The 23,109-nt window shown below is 47.9% G+C and carries 19 protein-coding genes and 1 other RNA gene; 17 read left to right on the top strand and 3 right to left on the bottom strand.

Going from position 1 to position 23,109, the window contains the following annotated elements; all coding sequences use genetic code 11:
- Positions 1-1,680 carry an arginine--tRNA ligase gene (argS, locus tag ACQW03_RS10530; protein ID WP_071639060.1) on the top strand — a complete coding sequence of 560 codons (1,680 nt, stop codon included), beginning with the start codon at positions 1-3 and terminating at the stop codon, positions 1,678-1,680.
- A 111-nt stretch (positions 1,681-1,791) separates the two neighbouring features.
- Here argS and ACQW03_RS10525 read toward each other — a convergent pair whose 3' ends face one another.
- Both ACQW03_RS10525 and ACQW03_RS10520 read right to left on the bottom strand, forming a co-directional pair.
- Positions 1,792-2,652, bottom strand: coding sequence for a hypothetical protein (locus tag ACQW03_RS10525; RefSeq protein WP_220030546.1), 861 nt, complete (start codon positions 2,650-2,652; stop codon positions 1,792-1,794).
- A gap of 126 nt (positions 2,653-2,778) precedes the next feature.
- Positions 2,779-3,672 carry a LysR family transcriptional regulator gene (locus ACQW03_RS10520; protein WP_071639062.1) on the bottom strand — a complete coding sequence of 298 codons (894 nt, stop codon included), beginning with the start codon at positions 3,670-3,672 and terminating at the stop codon, positions 2,779-2,781.
- A 202-nt stretch (positions 3,673-3,874) separates the two neighbouring features.
- Here ACQW03_RS10520 and ACQW03_RS10515 point away from each other — a divergent pair, with 202 nt between their 5' ends.
- The 4 genes from ACQW03_RS10515 to ACQW03_RS10500 are packed head-to-tail and all read left to right on the top strand — an operon-like array spanning position 3,875 to position 9,018.
- Positions 3,875-4,873, top strand: a complete 999-nt coding sequence (locus tag ACQW03_RS10515) for an ABC transporter ATP-binding protein (protein ID WP_441949621.1) — start codon at positions 3,875-3,877, stop codon at positions 4,871-4,873.
- Between the two features lie 20 nt (positions 4,874-4,893).
- Complete coding sequence (locus tag ACQW03_RS10510) at positions 4,894-5,961, top strand: ABC transporter substrate-binding protein (protein ID WP_220030547.1); 1,068 nt, start codon at positions 4,894-4,896, stop codon at positions 5,959-5,961.
- A gap of 4 nt (positions 5,962-5,965) precedes the next feature.
- On the top strand, positions 5,966-7,636 hold the full coding sequence (locus tag ACQW03_RS10505; protein WP_441949618.1) for an ABC transporter permease: 1,671 nt from the start codon (positions 5,966-5,968) through the stop codon (positions 7,634-7,636).
- Positions 7,633-9,018, top strand: coding sequence for an MBL fold metallo-hydrolase (locus ACQW03_RS10500; RefSeq protein ID WP_441949616.1), 1,386 nt, complete (start codon positions 7,633-7,635; stop codon positions 9,016-9,018). The genes ACQW03_RS10505 and ACQW03_RS10500 overlap by 4 nt, the downstream gene beginning before the upstream one ends.
- A gap of 9 nt (positions 9,019-9,027) precedes the next feature.
- Here the strand turns inward: ACQW03_RS10500 and ACQW03_RS10495 are convergent, their stop codons facing one another.
- On the bottom strand, positions 9,028-10,188 hold the full coding sequence (locus ACQW03_RS10495; RefSeq protein ID WP_025718442.1) for a S8 family peptidase: 1,161 nt from the start codon (positions 10,186-10,188) through the stop codon (positions 9,028-9,030).
- 404 nt (positions 10,189-10,592) lie between these two features.
- Here ACQW03_RS10495 and rpoE point away from each other — a divergent pair, with 404 nt between their 5' ends.
- From rpoE to recR, 12 genes are all read left to right on the top strand, one after another.
- Complete coding sequence (rpoE, locus tag ACQW03_RS10490; protein ID WP_013308216.1) at positions 10,593-11,144, top strand: DNA-directed RNA polymerase subunit delta; 552 nt, start codon at positions 10,593-10,595, stop codon at positions 11,142-11,144.
- A gap of 402 nt (positions 11,145-11,546) precedes the next feature.
- A complete protein-coding gene (locus tag ACQW03_RS10485; RefSeq protein ID WP_071639067.1) occupies positions 11,547-13,148 on the top strand; it encodes a CTP synthase in 1,602 nt (533 codons plus the stop codon).
- Between the two features lie 214 nt (positions 13,149-13,362).
- A complete protein-coding gene (locus tag ACQW03_RS10480; RefSeq protein ID WP_013308218.1) occupies positions 13,363-13,731 on the top strand; it encodes a response regulator in 369 nt (122 codons plus the stop codon).
- Positions 13,732-13,978: 247 nt separating this feature from the next.
- On the top strand, positions 13,979-14,833 hold the full coding sequence (gene fba, locus ACQW03_RS10475) for a class II fructose-1,6-bisphosphate aldolase (protein WP_013308219.1): 855 nt from the start codon (positions 13,979-13,981) through the stop codon (positions 14,831-14,833).
- Between the two features lie 227 nt (positions 14,834-15,060).
- On the top strand, positions 15,061-16,314 hold the full coding sequence (locus ACQW03_RS10470; protein ID WP_071639068.1) for a UDP-N-acetylglucosamine 1-carboxyvinyltransferase: 1,254 nt from the start codon (positions 15,061-15,063) through the stop codon (positions 16,312-16,314).
- Positions 16,315-16,573: 259 nt separating this feature from the next.
- Positions 16,574-17,911 (top strand): transcription termination factor Rho, encoded by a 1,338-nt coding sequence (rho, locus tag ACQW03_RS10465; protein ID WP_069080583.1) that lies wholly within the window; start codon positions 16,574-16,576, stop codon positions 17,909-17,911.
- A 94-nt stretch (positions 17,912-18,005) separates the two neighbouring features.
- A complete protein-coding gene (locus ACQW03_RS10460; RefSeq protein WP_441949611.1) occupies positions 18,006-19,277 on the top strand; it encodes a radical SAM protein in 1,272 nt (423 codons plus the stop codon).
- A 156-nt stretch (positions 19,278-19,433) separates the two neighbouring features.
- Positions 19,434-19,631 carry a 50S ribosomal protein L31 gene (gene rpmE, locus ACQW03_RS10455; protein ID WP_071639069.1) on the top strand — a complete coding sequence of 66 codons (198 nt, stop codon included), beginning with the start codon at positions 19,434-19,436 and terminating at the stop codon, positions 19,629-19,631.
- Positions 19,632-19,741: 110 nt separating this feature from the next.
- Positions 19,742-20,008: signal recognition particle sRNA large type (gene ffs / locus ACQW03_RS10450), an RNA gene on the top strand.
- A 158-nt stretch (positions 20,009-20,166) separates the two neighbouring features.
- On the top strand, positions 20,167-21,918 hold the full coding sequence (dnaX, locus tag ACQW03_RS10445; RefSeq protein ID WP_104494814.1) for a DNA polymerase III subunit gamma/tau: 1,752 nt from the start codon (positions 20,167-20,169) through the stop codon (positions 21,916-21,918).
- A gap of 43 nt (positions 21,919-21,961) precedes the next feature.
- Positions 21,962-22,273 (top strand): YbaB/EbfC family nucleoid-associated protein, encoded by a 312-nt coding sequence (locus ACQW03_RS10440; protein ID WP_220030550.1) that lies wholly within the window; start codon positions 21,962-21,964, stop codon positions 22,271-22,273.
- A gap of 27 nt (positions 22,274-22,300) precedes the next feature.
- A complete protein-coding gene (gene recR, locus ACQW03_RS10435) occupies positions 22,301-22,900 on the top strand; it encodes a recombination mediator RecR (RefSeq protein WP_013308227.1) in 600 nt (199 codons plus the stop codon).
- Positions 22,901-23,109 lie beyond the last annotated feature (209 nt).

Genomic DNA, 23,109 nt, shown 5'->3' with positions numbered 1-23,109 from the left:
ATGACAAGCAATCCACTGGAACTTATTAATCAAAAGGTGACTTCAGCAATCGAGGCGGCGGTGCTGGCTACCGGAATCGTGAGCCGCGAAGAGCTGCCGACCATTACGCTGGAGGTGCCAAAGGACAAGTCACACGGTGATTTGGCTACCAACGCCGCGATGCAGCTCACCCGCATTGCGAAGAAGAATCCACGGCAAATCGCTGAAGATTTGATCGCGAATATGGATTTAGCTTCTGCTTCTATTGAAAGTGCAGAAATCGCTGGACCGGGCTTTATTAACTTCCGCCTGAACAAGAGCTACCTTTATGCTGTTATTGGACAAGTGCAGGAGCAGGGGGCAGATTACGGGCGTATACAGGAAGGTGCGGGCAAAAAGGTACAAATCGAGTTTGTCAGCGCCAATCCGACAGGTAGCCTTCACTTAGGTCATGCACGTGGTGCAGCCGTAGGGGATGCTCTTTGCAACGTGCTTGATTTTGCCGGATACAAAGTAACTCGTGAATACTACATTAATGATGCGGGCAACCAAATTTACAACATGAGCCGCTCTATTGAGGCGCGTTATTTGCAGGAGCTGGGACAGCCTGCGGAGATGCCGGAGGATGGTTACCATGGTGAGGACATCATCGGGTTTGCCAAGGAACTGGTGACCGAAAAGGGAGATTCTCTGTTGTCTATGGAACCGGGAGATCGCGCTGCTTATTTCCGTGACTACGGTCTGGAAAAGGAACTGAACAAGATCAAGCGCGATCTGGAACTGTTCCGTGTACCTTTTGACTCCTGGTTCAGCGAAACGTCGCTGTATGAAAACGGTGAAGTGCTTAAAGCGCTGAATGAGCTGCGTGACCGTGAGGAGATCTACGAGAAGGACGGAGCTACATGGCTGAATACGACCAAGTACGGCGACGATAAGGACCGCGTCTTGATCAAAAATGACGGTACATACACGTACCTGACTCCGGATATCGCTTACCATCGCGATAAATATGCTCGTGGGTATGACACGATTATCAACATTTGGGGAGCGGATCACCACGGCTACATTCCACGGATGAAGGCAGCAATGGAAGCACTGGGCAATGACCCGGATAAGCTTAAAGTGCTGATTGCCCAAATGGTCAGCTTGTTCCAAAATGGGGAAAAAGTAAAAATGTCCAAACGTACCGGCAAGGCCGTGACGATGGAAGATCTGATGGAAGAAGTGGGTGTAGACGCGATCCGTTACTTCTTCACGATGCGCAGCATGGATTCGCACCTGGATTTTGACATGGATTTGGCGATTTCCACCTCCAATGAGAATCCAGTATTCTATGTGCAATATGCGCACGCACGTGCATGCAGCGTATATCGTCAAGCCGAAGAGCAAGGTATTGCTGTGCTGCCGTTGGCAGAAGTTGACTTGTCCAAGCTGACGGCTGAGCATGAATACGATCTGTTACGCAAAATCGGCGAGCTGCCGGAAGAAGTATCGATGGCGGCTGCAAACTTTGCACCACACCGTATGATTCGCTATGTCTACGAGCTGGCTTCATTGTTCCACAGCTACTATAAGGCAGAGCGCGTCATCACAGAGGATGCCGCTCAAACGCAGGCACGCTTGGCGTTGTTTGGTGCGGTGCGCACGACCATTGCCAACGTACTGAAGCTGGTGGGCGTGTCTGCACCGGAACGTATGTAAGCAAGCAACTTTAACATCATGACTTTGTAGTCATATAAATAATAATAAAAGGAACCGTTCGTATCACCCTCAACAGGGTGGCGCCTCGGTTCCTTTTTATGTTGGATTAGCTTAGTAGCGTTCCAGTACCAAATTCGTTTTCAGGGAATCGGCGGGAACCAGCCATCCTTTGGATTGCAGCAGGTTCATCAGCTTGGTGCGGTTGCTGGCGGCAACACTGTAATCCGAGGTTTTGAAGGAGATTTCGATAATATTTTCTGTACCTGATCCGTTTGCGCTGCGAATAGGCCATACTTCAACGTTGGCATCCAATCCCTGAAAGCTACCCTCGTATTTACTGACCTGTACAGGACCGCGTACTCTGGAGTTTGCCAAGGTTTGTTTACCCCAATTGCTGTTTTTCCAGTTTTGCAGCTTGCCCGGAAGATTATCCTGCAATTGCTTTAATGCTTGATCTGGGGAAGGCAGAGCCAATCCTTTGGAGGCGTTTGTTTTCTTATCATTGGAAAAGCTTAATGTTTGCTTGCTGTACCCCCAATCCACCTCAGCCTCATAATTATCATCAGATGCGCTGAACCCTTCTTTATTCGCTTGGGTGAGCGCCGCGTCGATATTTCCGTTTGTGACCGTATAGCGCTTTTTGTAGGTTAATTCATAATTCTTTTTGTCCTCTTTTTTGCGAAATCTCACGTTCCAGCCCTCGTCATTCAATTGCAATGAATTTGTATCAAAATACTCGACGCTCAATCGTTGTGCATCGTCGCTAATTTGAAACTCGTTCACGATGCCACTCTTTAATGAGCCATCCGCATTGAGGACCTGAGCCGTATCCAGTAGCAGCTTCACCTCATAGCTTGGTGTGGCATTGGCGGCAGCTTGTACCGGTTCTGCTCCTCTCCATCCTGTTACGAGCAGCACTGCACTCAGAGTTACTACCGACATCAATTTGGTGATACGAAGGCCTGTTTTCATTTCATCCTCTCCTGTTCGTCCGAATAGGTTACACGCTACACTTTACTGGTGTATTGTCAGTCGTATGTCAAAGCAAGAGGGTACTCCGGTTAAAAAATTACATAATTTCTATATGACAGGTAAGATTTAATCTTGGTTCCATGATAAATATTCGGTGAATCTGTGAATGAGCGCCGAGCGATGGCGGTCTTTGTTGCTGACCATATAGATGTACCGCTCAACAGACTGCCCCGGAATAGGTCTTACAACCAGTAAGCCCCGCTCAACCTCTGACTGAACGGCAATGCGAGAGACAAAGGAGATGTGTTCTCCCAGCATAACCGCCTGTTTGATGGCTTCCAGTGAATCCAACTCCAGATAGGAAGGAAGTCGCCGACTCCCACGCTCCAGCCATTTGTCGGTCACGTGGCGTGTGCTGGATTCCTTGCCATGTAATACGAAGGAGGAAGAAGCGATAAGCTCGGTTGTCAAATTGGTTTCGTTGGCGAGCGGATGAGTGGGTGAGCAGATGAGCATCAGCTCATCTTCGCCCAAAGATTCGGAGAGTAGCGTTGGGGATTGAAACGGCTCTGCCGAAATGATGCCAAGGTCAATTTCGTGGCGAGCGAGCATGTCCTTGATGACGGGCGCTGTTTTCACGGACAAGGCGATGTGAATGCCCGGATGCTCACGGGCAAAGCGGTGCAGCACAGCAGGAAGCAGGTAGGTAGCGGGTACATAGCTTGCGCCAATACGTATACTTCCCCGCTGGAGCGTATCGAACTCGCGGACGACTCGCTCAGCTTCAGCAGCCAGTGCATTAATTTTAGTGGCATAGTGCAGCAACGCATTTCCAGCATCGGTCAGGATGATTTTGCCCATACGTGTGTCAAACAGCTTTACTCCGAATTCACGCTCCAGATTTTTCATATGAAAAGTAACGGTTGGTTGCTTTAGGCCAAGAAGCTCGGCGACCGTGGTAATTTTATGGTGCTTATTCAGCAGCTCTACAATATGTAACTTTAGAAGACTTAAATTCACTTAGAATGCCTCGCTTTCAGGTTAATCGAACAATCATGCCTATTTCTTTGGGGAGCAGCATCAATCCCCTCTATATAGATTAAATCTATGAGTGTTAACACAATTCATTGAAATAATTAATTTTGTTTTAACTTTCCAATAACACAGGTTGCGAATTCAAGTTTTACACTGGGGTCAGTCAGAAGAACAGGCAGGTAATGCGATGAATCAGGATCTATATATTCACGGATTAAGTAAAACCTTCGGCCAAATAACAGCGCTGCATGAGACGAATCTGGTAGTACGACGGGGCAAATTCACAACACTGCTCGGACCGTCCGGCTGTGGGAAAACAACGCTCTTGCGCTTGATTGCTGGTCTGGAGACACCGGATACCGGCACAATCACGATGGGAGAGGAAATTCTTTTTTCTGCAGAACGCAAAAAGGATATTCCCGCCCATCTCCGCCACTTTGGGATGGTCTTTCAGGATTTCGCGTTGTGGCCGCATATGACGGTGTTTGAAAATGTGGCCTTCGGCCTGCGTGCGGGCAAGCGTGGGAAAGGGTTCGCCAGCGCTCGAGACAAGGAACTGCGGACAGTGGTGCTGGAGGCGCTCGACATGGTCAGATTGTCAGGGATGGAGGATCGGTATCCTCATCAGCTGTCCGGTGGTCAGCAGCAGCGGGTTGCCTTTGCAAGAGCGGTTGCTATCCGGCCTCGACTTGTTTTGTTCGACGAGCCGCTCAGTGCGCTGGATGCGGTGCTACGGGAGGAGATGCGCATTGAGATGCTATCGCTTGTGCGCGATCTGGGGCTGACCGCCCTATATGTCACCCATGATCAGATCGAGGCCATGTCAATGTCCGATGAAGTAGTTGTTATGAAAAGTGGACATATTTTGCAGACCGGAACACCAGAGGTGATCTACGGTTGCCCGGCTCATCCAGAGGTGGCGAAGTTTATTGGCAAATCCAACTGGCTGGAGTCGGAACGGACACTATTTCGTCCTGAACATGCCCGTTGGGAACAGGAGCAAGCGGATCAGCATGTTTTTACAGTAGAGATCCTGCATGTCAGCTATGTCGGCGATCGTTATGAAATTCGTATACTAGCCGAGAACGGCGAGCAATGGACTGCATATCATTCCATCCGCTTGCCCATGGGTCAACAAATGCACATTTGGGTATCACCGCAACACATCCACCAACTTGAAGCATAGGGAAAAGGGGTATATATAAGATGAATAGGCATGTTTTTCGTACAGGATGGAAAAAAGGGACGATGCTCGCATTAACATTGACTTTTGGACTCGCTGTGGCGGGTTGCGGAACAGCAACGCCATCCAAGGATGGGGCGCCAGCTAATGGATCAGCAGGACAAGCTGAGGCGGCATCCACCGATCAGAAGCTGGTGGTCTACAGCGCAGGCCCGGATGGACTGGCGAAAAAGCTGGTAGCAGGGTATGAGGCGCAGAGCGGAGTGAAGGTAGAGTTGTTCCAGGGAACGACAGGGAAAATTTTGGCCCGCATGGAAGCTGAGAAGACGAATCCGGTAGCGGACGTGGTTGTACTAGCATCGCTTCCATCTGTACAAGGCTTGAAAAAGGAAGGACTTACGCTGCCTTACCCGGAAGCCAAGAACGCAGACAAGCTAAATCCAGACTGGTCCGATAAGGAGGGCAACTACTTCAGTACCAGTGCTTCTGCTCTGGGCATTGCGTATAACACGAAGCTGGTAAAAACACCACCAACTTCATGGGCTGATTTGGCGAAGCCTGAGTACAAGGATCAGGTTAATATTCCCGATCCATCCCTGTCCGGCTCAGCGTTGGATTTTATGACAGGCTATCTGAGTGCCAAGGGCGATGGAGGCTGGACGTTGTTCGAGCAGTACAAGGCTAACGGTGTTGCTATGGCTGGTGCCAATCAGGAAGCGCTGGACCCCGTAATTACCGGAGCTAAAGGTATAGTCGTCGCTGCGGTCGATTACATGACATACAAGGCTAAAGCCAAAGGCGAGCCGATTGACATTGTCTATCCGACAGAGGGAACGGTCATCAGCCCACGTCCTGCCGCAATTCTCAAGTCAACGCAGCATGAGCAGAATGCGAAAGCATTCATTGATTATCTGTTGTCGGACGAGGCGCAGAAACTAGTAGCAGACGCCTCCTTACTCCCGGGCCGCACGGATGTCAAAGCCGACAAGCGTGCCAATCTGGACGAGATTCCATTGTTGAAAACCAATTGGGAGTGGATGGGTGAGCACGGATCAGACGTGACGGAGAAGTTCACGCAAATGTTCAAGTAAGCCGATGGGAGGCTTATCCGTTAAACACATCAGAGCGTGGTGTCTGACGCTGGCTCTGATCGCGCTTCTTTTCCTGATTGTGATGCCGTTGCTGCAAATCTTTATCCAAAGTGTATATGTTGATGAAAAATTTCAATGGGATGCGCCTTTTCGAACGTTAGCTGCTTCACAATTTGCAGGAGTGCTATTCAGCTCGATTTGGCTTGGTATCTGTGTGATTGCAGGAACAACGGTACTTGCACTTCCGCTAGCCTGGATCATGTCCAACACTCGTCTTGCACACTGGCGCTGGTTGGATATCCTGTTGCTGATTCCGTTTATGACTCCTCCCTATATCGGTTCCATGGGCTGGATTCTGTTTATGCAAAAAAACGGATATCTGGAGCAGTTGTTCCCGGGTCTACATTTTTTAGCGCCGTCCTTCTTCAGCCTTGGTGGCATGGTGATGATCATGAGCCTGCATCTGTTCCCATTCCTGTACCTCCTGCTGCGCGGGGCGCTGGTAAGGATTGGCGGGAGCCTGGAAGAGGCGGGTGCCGTAATGGGCGGTGGCTTTCTGTACAGATTCCGTCGAATCATTTTACCGCTGCTGCTTTCAGCTTACGGAATGGGCGCGTTACTCATTTTCGTTAAAACAATTGCCGAGTTTGGCACCCCCGCTACCTTTGGGCGACGGATCGGGTATGAGGTCATGACTTCGGAAATTCACAAATATATCTCCAGCTGGCCCATAGATTTTGGCAAAGCGACGTCAATGGCCTCGGTGCTGTTAACCGCCTGCCTGCTCATGTGGTATGCGCAATCGGTGATCAACCGAAAGTTTACGTACAGGCTGGTAGGTGGTAAAGGTTCGCGTCCGTCCCGTCTTCGTATATCCGGCTTGACTACGGGGCTGAGTGTTGCATTCATTCTATTGTTGCTCATTGCATCCATTGGCATTCCTTATTTTTCAATTCTTTCAGCCTCGACGATGAAGCTGAGGGGAATTGGGCTTGCCTGGGATAATTTGACGCTCGACTCTTACAAGGAACTGCTGTCTTGGGGATCAGAGAGCATGGAGGCGCTCCTGAACAGCGTATTTCTCTCTTTGGGCGCTTCGACGCTTGCTGTGGTGCTGGGCACTTGGTTTGCGCTTGTCATTGGCGGCTCACGCACAAGAATTCAACGGACGGTTGATGCATTTAGCTTGCTTCCGAATACGGTGCCGGGAATTGTTATGGTGGTCGGCCTGATTTTGTGGTGGAACTCACCATGGATGCCGATCCCTTTGTATAACACATACGGCATGGTTATTCTGACGTATGTTATCTTGTTTGTTCCTTATACGGTGCAGTATGTCAAAAGCGCCTTTACGCAGGTGGACACTGGCCTTTTTCAGGCGGGACAGGTATTTGGCGGGCGACCGTCTTACATATTCCGCCGGATTGTGCTGCCGCTGATTATACCGGGAATGCTCGCTGGTTGGATGATGACATTTACCATTGCTTCACGCGAGCTGGTAGGATCGTTGCTGATTTTGCCGCCATCTGTTCAGACGTCTGCAACCTACATCTTTGCACAATTTGAGCAGGGACAGGTGTCACTTGGGATGGCGATGGCCGTCATATCGGTCGGAATGACCACACTGCTGCTGATCTTAATGGAAAGCTTAAACTCGCAAAGAAAGTGGAAATGATCATGACCAAGCTTAGGATTTGGGGAGGAGCGGGCGAACATGGCCGCTCCTGCTATGTTTTTGAAGGAAAGCAGCATCGCGTCATGCTGGATTGTGGCGTGAAAAAGGAAGGAACCGGACAATATCCGGTTTTTCCGCCGCAAAGGGCGGAGGGACTGACCACTGTATTACTGTCTCATGCACATGAGGATCATTCCATGGCACTCCCCTTACTGTACAAGTATGGATACCAAGGGGAGGTCTGGACGACCAAGGCCACCGCTGAGCAGCTAGGCTCCTATTTTCGCTCCTGGCATACTTATGTTGAATCGAGAGGAGCCGAATTGCCATACGACGTACAGGATATCCAATCCATTGCTTATCGCTATCTGGAAGATGAAGGGCCAGCAGGAGAATGGCTTGAGGCTTGTCCGGGTGTGAGAATCATGTGGGGACGCAGTGGACATTTGGCTGGTGCAGTGTGGTATGCGGTAGAAATGGAAGGGAAGCGGTTGTTTTTTTCTGGAGATTACAGCCGTGAATCTGAGCTTCTTGCTGCCGATGCGCCAGACTTGGGTGTTGGGGAGGGGCTGCATGACCTGCCTGAATGGAAGTCAGAGCCCAACCTAGCGGACATATCCATTATGGACAATGCCTATGGCATGGATATAGACCCGCAGCCTGTTAAGTTGGAGCGGCTGAGGGTCGAGATGGGGCGGATATTATTGTCCGGTGGTCATGTGTTGTTGCCGGTGCCTGCCTTTGGTAGAGGACAGGACATGATCGTATGGGCTAGCGAGCAATTCCCTGCACAGGCAATGATTGTAGAGCACGACATATGGCAGGGATTGAAACAGTTAAAACGCTGGAAAGAATGGCTGCGTCCGGAAGCTCCAGCGCGAATAAAACATGTGCTAAACAGTGACAGGGTCTTCGTGCCTCGTGATGCTGCGGAACGAGTGAGTCTGCTGGAACAGAACCCAACGGCTATTATCATAACAAGAGACGGCATGATGGATTCCCCACAGGCGCGCTGGTACTATCAGTATCTATCGGATAACCGCAACATGGGGGAGGGTAATGAAAGCGGAGAAAGAATCAGCAACAGTGTTATATTGACCGGGTATGCTCCACATGGTTCTTTTGGCAAACATCTGTTGGAACGTGCAGATCAAAATGACAGCTGTGTAGCTCGGCATTTGATTTACAAGGTGCATCAGGGATTATCAGATGTGCGGCAAATGTTAAAGGATCTGCCTAGCAAACAGGTTGTACTCGTTCATGCACCAAAGCTGCAGACTGACCTGGTACGAGATGAGTTGATAAGAGGAGGAAATAGTGGGTGTGAAGGTTCTGCCAGAAAAGTTCATTCTCTGGAGCCGGGCGCTACACTAGAGGTTTAGCAACATCATTCACTTTGTGCCCTCCTGCATCAATCGGAAGGCATCGACTTCTCCAAGTTTGGTGGAGATAGAGCTACGTCCAGCGCTTTTACGCAGGCGTAGCGGTGTGGCGGTACGCTTAAGCAGTGCTTTGATTTCTCCAGGCTCCAGTTCCGGTCTCAGTGAAAGGAGAAGTGCAATGCTTCCGGTCACATGGGAAGTAGCCATAGAGGTACCGCTCATTTCGTGATGCTTGCCATGGATCCAGGAGGAGGTAATCTTTTCGCCAGGTGCGTACACGTCTACAAATTGCCCTCGGTTGCTGAAAGGTGCAATGCGTCTGTATTTGTCAGTAGCCCCCACCGAAATCGTCTGGGAATAGCGGGCTGGATAGTCAATACTTCGGCGCTTGCCCTCATTTCCCGAGGACGCTACAATCACGATGCCGTTATGATATGCTTTATTCACCATATCTAGTAGTGCCTTGCTACGCGACTTCATACCAAAGCTCATATTGATGATATCGACACGATTTAATACACACCAGTCGATGCCAAGAATGATATCGGAGACGTAGGCGGCTCCATTATGATCAAATGCTTTTACGGGATGAATTAAAGCCCGTGGTGCTACGCCGACCATACCTTCATCATAGTTAGACGCCGCGATAGTTCCAGCAATATGAGTACCATGGCCGTTATCGTCATAGGGTAGCATGGTTCGGTTAAGCAAATTAATACCTCTGGCGAGAGAATGACGAAGATCAGGATGTTGAAAATCTGCTCCTGTGTCGATCACACCGATTCTGACCCGATTCCCTGTCGAGGAAGGCCAAGCCTTGTATGCACGTACCTGTTTGACTCCCCATGGCATGGAAAGGTTCTTCTCTACTTTTGGTATATGAGCAGTTTCAGCGTGGACCTTCATGCGGGTATCTTCTTCAACGGTAACACCGTTGTGATATTTGCCTAGCCTGTCTCCCCCTGAAAGCGGAGCGATTAAAGCGCGGATTAGTCGGGCCGGTTGTACTTGCCGTAATCCCGCAAGCTCGGGTTTCAGCTTCCTGAGATAGGACAGGCATTCCCGGTATTGGTGAGGCTTATCGAACGTGATGATCTGTTTGTTCCGTCCACTGCCGGACGGCTCCGAAATACCCTCATGCAAACGCTGCAAAAAATCCGGATAGTCCATTTGAGACGGTCCCCCTCCGATGAGCCATGCTGAGGTATTGTATGAGCAAGCGTCAGCTGCGGCATGGGAAACCTGCCCCTTTTTTATGGAAATAGGCCTGCTTGTCGTGTCAAAGTGGCCGTGGACACATACGATACATGGAGGGCATAAGCTCTTGTGCAACAACTTTGGGGGGTTCTCCCGGAGCGGGTACAGTCGAAGACGGGGGGGACCCCGTCTTTTTATGTATGCCGTCTTGTTTATAGGGATATTCCTGGAAATTATGACGATACCCATCTTTAACTTGCAATTTGCTTCCAAATAGGTTTTACTTAGTTTTGATAATGGATATGTTAGTATTGCATGTATCGTGTATGCTCTGAAACATGTTCTTGTGAATTACGTGTGAGAGGAAGTGTCCCTAGGTGAGTACCCCACTCAACTTGAAGATTGACCCGGAGAAAGTCCACGAGACTCCAATGGTGGATTTGGCATTTATGGTATTGAAAGCAGCCAATACTCCGTATTATTACCGTGACCTGATGAAGGAAGTCGCCAAATTGCGTGGCTTTTCCGACGAAGAAATTAATGACGTTATTGCTCAGCTATATACTGAAATCAACATTGACGGGCGTTTTGCCTGTGTCGGTACGAATCTGTGGGGCTTGAAACGTTGGTATCCGGTAGATAAATCCGAAGATGCCCTGACAGGAGCCAAGCGTCCTCGTATTATTAACGACGAAGACGATGACGATGAAGATGACTATCATGAGGAAGAAGAAACATACAACTCTGATGACGACTTCGATGCAGATAGCGAAGACGAGGATGGCGAAGATGAGCTGTTCGACGGAGAAGAAGATGATGATGATAGTGATGAAGACGTGGTTATAGACGATGAAGACCTCAGTGATGAGGAAGATTCAGAAGATGAAAATGACGATGAGTCGACGGAAGACGACGATTCGCTTCGTTAGGAACAGGCTACAAGGGGAGATGAGTTCTCCCCTTTTTCATGACCATTCTCTTGAAAACCTCTTCTGATTTAAAGCTTTCAGGTGGATTCTCTCCAATCTGGTTCAATGGACAAATTAACACAGATAACTTCCTTGACAGCGGATTGGACACGGGGTAAACTATTGCTTGGGCTTATGATTGATTCACTTATATGTTTGCTTTTTGTATAAAAGTGCCCCGTACTACGGGAGTGCTTTTTTGTTTTTTATAGGGGTGTTTTCACTCATGAAAGAGGGCTAAGGGCGGCGGACATGGAAAATGATTCCGCTGCCTTCTTCATGGATGATAATCCGTGCAAACGGGTTACGATAACATCATAATGTCGCCTGAATTTTGCATCTTATCTAGGAGGGTTTTGAACAGTGACAAAGTATATTTTTGTGACAGGCGGGGTTGTGTCTTCCTTGGGCAAAGGGATTACGGCAGCTTCACTGGGGAGGCTTTTGAAGAACAGGGGACTGAAGGTAACGATTCAAAAATTTGATCCTTACCTGAATGTCGATCCGGGTACGATGAGTCCTTACCAGCACGGTGAAGTGTTTGTAACGGATGATGGTGCGGAAACGGACCTTGACTTGGGACACTATGAGCGCTTTATTGATATTAATCTGTCCAAGAACAGCAATGTCACAACAGGCAAGGTATATTCCAGCGTAATCAGCAAAGAGCGTCGCGGAGAATATTTGGGCGGTACGGTGCAGGTTATCCCTCATATTACGAACGAAATCAAGGAACGCGTGTACCGTGCAGGCCGTGAAGCAGGTTCGGACGTCATTATTACAGAAATCGGCGGTACTGTGGGCGATATTGAAAGCTTGCCATTTTTGGAAGCTATTCGTCAGCTCAAAAGCGAAGTTGGGCGCGAGAATGTGATGTACATTCACGTAACGCTCATTCCTTATATTAAAGCTGCTGGTGAGGTTAAAACCAAACCAACTCAGCACAGTGTAAAAGAACTGCGCAGCATCGGCATCCAACCGAATGTCATTGTTTGCCGTACAGAGCATGAACTGTCCTCCGATATGAAGGCTAAAATTGCATTGTTCTGCGATATTGATGCGAATGCAGTGGTAGAATGCCGCGATGCTTCAACCCTCTACGAGGTTCCGTTGAACCTGCGCGAAGAAGGCTTGGACGAAATCGTAGTTAACCATCTGAAGCTGACAACACCTGCACCAGATATGACCGAATGGGAAGGGTTAGTTGATCGAATCAGCAAGCTGGATAAAACGGTTGAGATTGCTATTGTTGGTAAATATGTTGCATTACATGATGCTTACTTAAGTGTGGTTGAATCACTTTCCCACGCTGGATTTGATGCGAATGCAGACGTAAAAATCCGTTGGGTGAACGCTGAAGAAGTGACGGACGAGAACGTAGCTGACATGCTGGGCGGCATTGGCGGCATTCTCGTACCGGGTGGCTTCGGCGATCGCGGAATTGAAGGCAAAATTAGTACCATCCGTTATGCGCGGGAGCAAAAAATTCCGTTCTTCGGCATTTGTCTGGGTATGCAGGTATCTGTCATTGAGGTTGCCCGTTCCCTGGCTGGTCTCGAAGGAGCCAACAGCTCGGAAATTAACCCGGCTACTGATTATCCTGTCATTGACTTGCTTCCTGACCAAAAAGACATCGAAGATTTGGGCGGTACGATGCGTCTTGGTTTGTATCCATGCAAACTGGCGGAAGGTTCCCTGGCTTCGGCTTGCTACAACGACGAGCTGGTGTACGAAAGACACCGTCATCGGTACGAATTCAATAACGAATATCGTGAAGTTATTGAAAAAGCAGGTCTTCGTATTTCCGGTACTTCACCGGATGGACGCTTGGTGGAAATTGTGGAGCTTCCTGAGCATCCATGGTTCCTGGCGGTACAGTTCCATCCAGAATTTACTTCCCGTCCGAATCGTCCACAGCCTTTGTTCCGTGAATTTGTAAAGGCAGCATTGCAGCTTCAAGCTTAATGCTACGGCTTGTAAGACCTCCTCAGGGAGGTCTTTTTTTTATCCCATGCTTCCTGATTATGAAAGAATATTCCACAATTATCTATAAGAGAAGGATTTTCTTTTTGCAGGAGCGAATATAGTTTTAGGTATGGGACGGATATTGTACGTCATCGGACGCTGTTATGGCAATAGCTGCATGATCCTCGTTTTAAGATCTTAGGAGGTTAAAACATTGGAAAAGAAGAAAGTATTAATCGTCGATGACCAGAATGGAATACGGATTTTACTGATGGAAGTGTTCGGAAGTGAGGGTTATGAGACCTTTCAGGCGGCGAACGGGAAAATTGCACTTGAAATTGTTGAGAAGGAACCGCCTGATCTAGTTCTGCTCGATATGAAAATTCCAGGTATGGACGGACTCGAAATTCTGAAGCATCTAAAAACCATGAATCCCGATATCAAGGTTATTATGATGACAGCATATGGAGAACTGGACATGATTAAAGAGGCGACGGAGCTAGGTGCGCTAATGCATTTTACCAAGCCCTTTGATATTGACGAAATGCGGATCGCTGTGAACAAACAACTCAGAGGTGACTAGGTGAGTCGCTATGGTTGAGAACTCTGTTAACACAACAGGGTTTTTTGTTTGTGATTATGGGAAATACTGAAAGTAAATCCTCTCCTTATACAATTCTATGGAAAAACGGCGTCCTGGGCGTGATTTTTGTATGTGTTGATATGCAAAAGCTTGTTTAGTATTTAACATGGGTTGTGGTATAATAAGCCCGTATGTGATGTCGGCTAAAATATAGACAAACCCAAACACCTTTAGGAGGACTGTAACCATGCCATTGGTATCTATGAAAGACATGTTGAACAAAGCACTCGAAGGAAAATATGCAGTAGGTCAATACAACATTAATAACCTCGAGTGGACTCAAGCTATTTTGGGCGCTGCTGAAGAAGAAAAATCCCCAGTAATCTTGGGCGTTTCTGAAGGCGCAGCACGTCACATGGGCGGATTCTACACTGTTGTTAAAATGGTAGAAGGTCTTATTCATGACATGAAAATCACCGTTCCAGTTGCGATCCATTTGGACCACGGTTCCAGCTTTGAAAAATGTAAAGAAGCTATCGACGCTGGTTTCACATCCGTTATGATTGACGATTCCCACAGCCCAATCGACACAAACATTGCTACAACGAAAAAAGTGGTAGAATATGCTCATTCCAAAGGCGTTTCCGTTGAAGCTGAAGTTGGAATGGTTGGCGGTCAAGAGGATGATGTTGTCGGCGACGTAATGTACGCTAAGTTGGACGACTGTCTGCGTATCGTTAACGAAACAGGTATCGATACACTGGCACCTGCACTGGGTTCCGTACACGGACCTTACAAAGGCGAGCCAAACCTCGGCTTCAAAGAAATGGAAGAGATCTGCAATGCAATCAAACTTCCACTCGTTCTGCACGGTGGTACTGGTATCCCAACACATGACATTAAAAAAGCAATCTCCCTGGGAACTTCCAAAATCAATGTAAACACTGAGAACCAAATCGTATTTGCGAAAGTGGTTCGTGAAGTTCTTGCTGAGAAACCGGATGCTTATGACCCACGTACATTCATCGCTCCAGGTCGTGAAGCGATTAAACAAACCGTTATCGGTAAAATTCGTGAGTTCGGTTCCAACAACAAAGCGTAATAATGAATTAAACTGGTCGTGCGTCTGCACAGGCTAGATGTATTTCTTAGTTGTAGCTGTAGTTCTGCTGCACAAAATATTTAAATCTGTACAGTTGAATAGTTTGGTATGGAAAGCACACCGCTTAGCCGGTGTCTTTCCATTTTCACCACTAAAAAAGTTAAAAGTTTATGATTTGAGATTATTGTTTGACCGACTGCAAAACACGTAGGGGGACCCTCAAGCTTATGGAAAAATTGATGATCACCGGTGGACGGCCGCTTCAAGGTACAGTTTCCATCAGCGGTGCCAAAAACAGTGCCATCGCCTTGATTCCCGCAGCCATTCTGGCAGAGTCGGAAGTCATTTTGGACAATTTGCCACTGTTGAGTGATGTGGCGGTGTATTCCGAAATACTAGAGGAACTTGGTGCAACGGTTACCTGGGAAGGTAGCCAGATGAAAATAGATCCTTCCTCTATTAAATCCATTCCTATGCCGAATGGGCCTGTTAAGAAATTACGAGCCTCTTATTATATGATGGGAGCCATGCTGGGCAGATTCAAGGAAGCGATCATCGGTTTGCCAGGAGGGTGCAATTTCGAACCCCGGCCCATTGATCAGCATATCAAAGGTTTTGAAGCGCTGGGTGCCACGGTTACGAACGAGCATGGCGCTATTCATTTGCACGCCAAAGAATTGCGCGGAACCAAAATTTATTTGGATGTTAGCAGCGTAGGCGCTACCATTAATATTATGCTGGCGGCAGCACGTGCCAAAGGCGCCACAATTATCGAAAATGCGGCTAAAGAGCCTGAGATTATAGATGTAGCAACCCTTTTAAACTCCATGGGGGCCATTATTAAAGGCGCCGGTACGGAAACGATTCGAATTGAAGGTGTGTCGGAGCTGCATGGCTGCCGTCATTCGATCATACCTGACCGTATACAAGCAGGCACATATATGATTGCCGCTGCGGCAACCCGTGGAAATGTATTGATTGACAACGTAATCCCCAAACATATGGAGGCTCTCACTGCAAAAATGCAGGAAATGGGCATCGGCATCGAGGAATATGATGAAAGTATTCGCGTACTGGGTGCACCTTCCTATGATCATGTCGACGTTAAAGCCTTGATATACCCCGGATTCGCCACAGATTTACAATCTCCCATGACCAGCTTGCTTACCCAAGCACAGGGTGTCAGTGTATTGAGCGATTTTGTGTACAGCAATCGTTTTAAACACGTCCCTGAGCTGGTGCGAATGGGGGCTAAAATTCGCGTTGAGGGTCGGTCCGCCATTATAGAGGGTGGTCAACTGAATGCAGCTAAAGTAAAAGCGGCAGATCTGCGCGCCGGAGCGGCCCTTGTCATTGCTGGACTTACAGTAAGCGAAGGCGTAACCGAGGTGACGGGTGTCGAGTACATTGACCGTGGTTATGATCACCTTGTCTCCAACCTGCGTCTTTTGGGCGCGGATGTATGGCGGCAAACTGAATAATTAAACCATGCAGTTTTTTTGAACTCCCGGAACGAAAGCAATAGAACGGGCAACACCTATGCAGCCGCTGCTTGATAAATGATTGTGGTTCATACCTAACAATCTTTTATCGGAAAACCGGAATAATTCGGTATAATCCAGGCAGGTGGCTGCATAACTTTATTTGTTTTGGTTAAAATTATGTTAATGGTGTTTATGATATCATTGTCTATCATTTAGATGTATGAATGGACTTAATAATTGAATAGGTGGTTATTATATGGATCTGCAAATTTCCGATCTGGAAGAAATGAAGCTGACCGACCTGTACAAGCTGGCCAAGCAATACCAGATCCCGTACTACGGAACGCTCAAAAAGAAAGAATTAATTTTCGCCATTCTGCGCGCACAAGCTGAGAAGAGCGGATTGATGTTTATGCAGGGGGTTCTGGAAATCCTTCCCGAAGGTTACGGCTTTCTGAGGCCGATCAATTATCTCCCGAGTACCGAAGATATTTACATCTCTGCTTCACAAATCCGCAAGTTTGACTTGAGGACAGGCGATCTTGTTTCCGGTAAATGCCGAACGCCAAAAGAGAATGAACGATATTTTGGATTGCTTCAAGTTAACGCCGTCAATGGAAGAAGTCCTGAGCAAGCTGCTGAGCGGCTACATTTTCCTGCACTGACTCCACTGTATCCGCAAACCAAATTAGTCCTTGAAACTTCCCCCAACCATTTGTCTACGAGAATTATGGATGTACTGGCCCCTGTCGGACTTGGACAGCGCGGACTCATTGTAGCACCTCCCAAAGCTGGGAAGACGCTTCTCCTCAAAGAAATTGCCAATAGCATTTCTACCAACAATCCCGAGATCGAGCTTTTTGTCTTGTTGATTGATGAACGACCCGAAGAAGTGACCGACATGCAGCGTTCCGTTAAAGGTGAAGTTGTGGCCTCTACATTTGACGAACTTCCTGAAAATCACATCAAAGTGGCAGAACTCGTGTTGGAGCGTGCATTGCGTCTCGTAGAACATAAAAAGGATGTTGTCATCCTGCTGGATAGCATCACACGTTTGGCTCGTGCGTACAATCTCGTTATCCCTCCTTCTGGTCGTACTTTGAGCGGGGGTATTGATCCGGCGGCATTTCACCGTCCAAAGCGCTTTTTTGGTGCGGCTCGGAATGTGGAGGAAGGCGGTAGTTTGACGATTCTTGCTACAGCGCTGATTGACACAGGATCACGCATGGACGATATCATCTATGAGGAGTTTAAGGGTACAGGCAACATGGAGCTGCATTTGGACCGTAAGCTGGCAGAACGTCGTATCTTTCCTGCGATTGATATTCGTCGTTCCGGCACGCGCCGTGAGGAAGTGTTGTTGAATAAGGAAGAATTGGATACCATCTGGGCCATTCGTAAAAATATGACGGAAAGCCATGATTTTGTGGAAGGCTTCCTCAAAAAGCTGCGTAATAGCAAAACTAATGCTGAGTTTTTGGCTTCGTTTGATTTGACGGCACCTTCTTCCAGTGGCTCGCAAAGCAGTTCTGGTGGGCAACAACGGAGAACTGCGCGTTCTACCACAGCGTCAGTCCCGGCCACAACCAACTAAAACCCATCATGTATTTTATCTGTTCCGTAAGTACACAGTCGTTACATTCATTTTGTTAATGGCGTAGGCTTAACGGAGCGAAAGGAGCTCCATAATGTATTTGGTGTATGCCGACGAAAAAGGCAATGTATATGATCATGCTTCTTTGTATGGGCTTGCCCGTAGTGCAGACATGATTGTTGAAATCATGGAGGATGAGCTTATTCCGTTACCGGAAGGAGCTACATTGGTAAGCCTGCCCAGCACTCGCCCGGTCGGTATGAACCCTGAAACAGGGGAAATGGTTTCTCTTCCCGGAGATATGCAAGCAGTAGGGGCTTTATTGCCGCAAGGTTTTACACGCTTGTGCCTGCCGGGATATGTGAAGACCGATAAGGAGTACAAACTTCCCTTGTTCGGTTATTCGGCCGTAGTCTGGAAAGATGGGACATTTTATGTAACGGCAGAGCAGAGTGACAGTCCATCCAAGTGGAATCCGGAAAACTGTGACCGTCATCAAGTTAAATTGGGTGTGCAGCGGATGACGGAGCAATATCCCGAAAATCGGCTGTACCAACATTTGTCAAACTGTGCGCTGGGCTACGAATGTCTTACTTCCTCGAACACATTCCTGAATCGCTGGGAAGGAGGAGTTCCGGTATCTTATTCTTGTAATGCGGGTTGCTTTGGGTGTATATCTGAACAGCCGGATGACAGTGGTTTCGTATCTCCGCAGACAAGAATGAACTTCCGTCCTCGCGTCGAAGAAATTGTAGAAGTTATGCTGGAACATTTGAAGACACCGGAGTCCATCATCAGTTTTGGCCAAGGTTGCGAAGGTGAGCCTTCCACACAAGCCAAACTGATTATTGATTCGATCAAAGAGGTGCGTTCCATTACCGATATGGGATACATCAATATCAATACGAATGCTGGATTGAGCGATCATATCCGGGGAATCGTGGATGCGGGTCTTGATCTGATGCGCGTTAGTACCATTAGTGCACTGGACGATCACTACAATGCGTATTACAAGCCGCGCGGCTACACGTTGGCTAATGTGGAAAAATCACTTCGTTATGCTTCTGAGCAGGGAGTATATACGTCGATTAACTATTTGATTTTTCCGGGTGTAACTGACCGGGAGGAAGAAATTGAGGCAATGATTGAATTTGCCAAACGTACTAAGCTCAAGCTGATTCAAATGCGTAATTTGAATATTGATCCTGAAAGCTATCTGGAATTGATTCCACCTGCTCAAGGTGAGATTCTTGGCATGAAACAAATGCTTGAGATTTATCGTGAGGAACTGCCTGATGTAGTCATCGGTTCTTACACTCATGTACCCCCACAAGGGCTGGCACGTCCCAAATTTGCCAAGGCCTAAAATGGTTGATGTAACTTGAATCACACCTATTCTACGCCATCTTTGAATGCAGAAAAGAGTTGTTGAAACGCTCATATTCAAGTGCTATAATGTGAACATGTGTTCATACAACTCTGGACTGATAGGACGTTCAGGGCGGAAAGAGGTGAAAGTTCGATGCAACAAGCTATTCAACCAAAATTTAACGTAACTAATGTCACTTGTGCTTGCGGAAATTCGTTTGAAACTGGTTCTGTGAAAGGATCTCTGCGTGTGGAGATTTGCTCCGCCTGCCACCCATTCTTCACAGGCAAGCAGAAATTTATTGATGCTGGTGGACGCGTGGATCGTTTCAAAAAGAAATACGGTATCTAATGGATCACCGCAGGTTATAAAGTTATTAGAGCCTTCTGCAACTGCAGAGGGCTCTTTTTGTAATAATGTGTATTTGCTTTTTATGCGGCCTTAAGATATACTTATTTTCACCGTGCTAGATGGGGAGGTAGCGGTGCCCTGTAACTCGCAATCCGCTATAGCGAGGTTGAATTCCTGTTAGAGGTGTTGTTGATGTGAGGCTGGTCCCTGCGCACAATGTTGACGGCTGGGTCCTCCGCAATGAGTACTTGTGAACCTGGTCAGGTCCGGAAGGAAGCAGCCATAAGCAGGTCCACTCTTGTGCCGGAGGGTTGCCTAGCTCGAGTTGCTGTTCAGGATTGCCGCTCGGATCACAACGATCAATAACAGGTGCACGGTATACATTGGTAATTAGAACATCTTTGCAATCATTGCGAAGATGTTTTTTTGTGTTTTATAAATTGGAAGGTGTCTGGTTTAGATTCGGACGGGAGTATAGTATAATGAAGTGACCATGAATGGTCATGAAAGTGAATGGGAAAGAGGGTAACGCGCATTGGAACATATAGCGTTGTACCGTGCTTGGCGGCCGCAGGCTTTCAAGGACATGGTAGGACAACAGCATATTATCCAGACATTGCAGAATGCCATCCGCGAAAATCGCACGTCCCATGCTTACCTGTTCAGCGGTCCACGAGGAACAGGTAAGACGAGTGCGGCCAAAATTTTGGCCAAGGCAATCAACTGTGAGCATGGACCTGCGCCGGAACCTTGCAACGAATGCGAAGCCTGTAAACGGATCACGGCCGGAGCGGTCATGGATGTACAGGAGATTGATGCAGCCTCCAACCGGGGCGTTGAAGAGATTCGTGATTTGCGCGATAAAGTCAAATATGCGCCCACAGAAGTGCGGCACAAGGTTTATATCATTGATGAAGTGCACATGCTGACGACGGAAGCGTTCAACGCGCTGCTCAAGACGCTGGAAGAGCCGCCGCCACACGTGATGTTCATATTGGCTACGACTGAACCACATCGGATTCCGGCGACAATTATTTCACGTTGCCAGCGGTTTGACTTCCGGCGGGTATCGCTGGAAGAACAGACAGAGCGGCTTGACCTGATATGTCAACAGGAGAACATACAGGCTGATTCGGATGCACTGCAGTACATTGCGCGTCTTTCAGATGGCGGGATGCGAGATGCGGTTAGCGTTTTGGATCAGATATCCTCGTTTACAGATGGTCGGGTTACTTATCAGCAGGTGCTGGATATGACGGGAGGTATTGCGTCCGAGCAATTCGGTAAGCTTGCCTTGGCATTGCTGAAAGAAGACGTGGGCACGGTGCTACAAATGATCGAGAACTTTATGCAGGAAGGTAAAAGTGCGGATAAGTGCATGGAGAATCTTCTGTACTATTTCCGAGATCTGCTAATGATCAAGATGGTGCCTCAGGCGACCAAAATGACGGAGCGAGTGCTGGATCCAGAGCGATTTAAGGAAGTGGCAGATGCTTTCACCAAGGAGCAACTCTTTGCGATGATTGACACCCTTAATCGTTATCAGAGCGAGATGAAATATGCCGTACAGCCACAAACCTTGTTTGAGGTAGCTCTATTGAAGCTGTGCAGTATTCCGGGGGAAGCAGGAACTGTTGCTCAGCCGACCGCACAACGCTCTGGCGCTGCAGCTGATCAGGAAGATGTGGTAATGTTGAAGCGTCAGCTTGCTGAGCTCGAAAAGAAACTGGAGCGCGCGCTGCAAGGTGGATTGGGCGTTGGAGCGGGACAGGAAGCATCGTCGGGTGGTCGTCAGGCTTCCGGGGGTCGTGCCCCTGCTCCGCGGATTTCAGCGCCAGCCAAACTTCCTTCTCAGTTGGATCGCTATATCGCTGAGAAGTCGAGCGAAGCATTCGCAGCAGCAGGACGTAAGTGGAGCCAGATTTTGCAAGGGGTAAAAGAGGCGAAAGTTACGGTTCATGCTTGGTTTATGGATGGTGAGCCGGTTTCTGTGTTAGAGGACAGTGTGCTGGTTGCATTTAAGAACAATATTCATCGTGAAACTACCGAAAAGCCTGCCAATAAGCAGGTCATCGAGAAGGTATTGCATGAGCAGTTGGGTCATCCTTATCGTTTAGTAACGATGATGCAAAAGGATTGGAATGCTGCGATTGAAGGAGTTTCCGACCAGCCTGCCGAAGAATTGCAACTGGAGCCGGAGCATGATGCGCCGGGAAAGTCCAAGGAGCCCTGGATTGATGAAGCTATTCAACTTTTCGGGGAAGACCTAGTAGTCATTAAAGATTGAATCAAGTTTCTAGATGTATACTTCATTAAAGGAGATGATTGAAATGAACAATATGAACCAAATGATGAAGCAAGTGAAAAAAATGCAGGAACAAATGCTGAAAGCCCAAGAGGAGCTTGGCGGAAAAGTAATCGAAGGGACTTCTGGCGGCGGTGTTGTGACGGTGGAGGTAAATGGACATAAAAAAGTGTTGTCCATCGCGATCAAACCAGAAGCTGTAGATCCTGATGATGTAGAAATGCTGCAAGATCTTGTGCTGACTGCAGTCAATGATGCTTTGTCCAAAGCAGATGAACTGGCTAATGATGATATGGGTAAATTTACAGGCGGGATGAAAATTCCGGGCTTGTTCTAGTCTGCTGCATAAAGGAGAAACACGCTATTGTATTATCCGGAGCCGATTGCAAAGCTAATTGATGCTTTTACGCGCCTGCCGGGAGTAGGGCCGAAGACGGCTGCCCGGTTGGCTTTTCACGTACTGAAAATGAAGGAAGATGATGTGATTGACTTTGCCAAAGCGCTGGTCAATGTAAAACGCAATCTTCACTTCTGTTCAGTCTGCGGCAACATTACGGACACGGATCCTTGTCGGATCTGTCAGGATAAGACAAGGGATACTTCCGTCATTTGTGTTGTTCAGGATTCCAAGGATTTGGTGGCTATGGAGCGTACCAAAGAGTTTAATGGTTTTTACCATGTGCTTCATGGGGCGATATCTCCTATGGAGGGAATTGGTCCTGAGGATATCAAACTCAAGGAATTGCTGAACAGACTCAGTGATGAACGCGTCAAGGAGCTGATTTTAGCTACGAACCCGAACATTGAAGGAGAGGCCACGGCCATGTACATTTCTCGCCTAGTGCGTCCTTTTGAAATCAAGGTTACTCGTATTGCTCATGGATTGCCAGTGGGTGGAGATTTGGAGTATGCCGACGAGGTTACCCTGTCCAAAGCGTTGGAGGGCCGTAGAGAGCTCAATTAATAGGTGTATTTATACGTTATAAATAGGGAGTCTGAAATGTCCTTAGGGCATTCTTAACTCACTTGGGGGAGCCGCTACGGCTCCCTTTTTATTTGCGGTGATAGATGGCAGTATAGATCGTTCCTGGTTCTAAGTTTGTCCTTAGTTCAATAAGTATGAATAAGGTAGTCTTGCAGACTGTGCACATAATTCAGCTTGTGAGGAGGATG

This window comes from Paenibacillus sp. DRB1-1 (genome assembly GCF_052119485.1).
Lineage (GTDB): Bacteria > Bacillota > Bacilli > Paenibacillales > Paenibacillaceae > Paenibacillus > Paenibacillus polymyxa_B.
The sequence above is the reverse complement of the archived record's forward strand: the minus strand, read 5'-3'. Positions and strand labels throughout refer to the sequence as shown.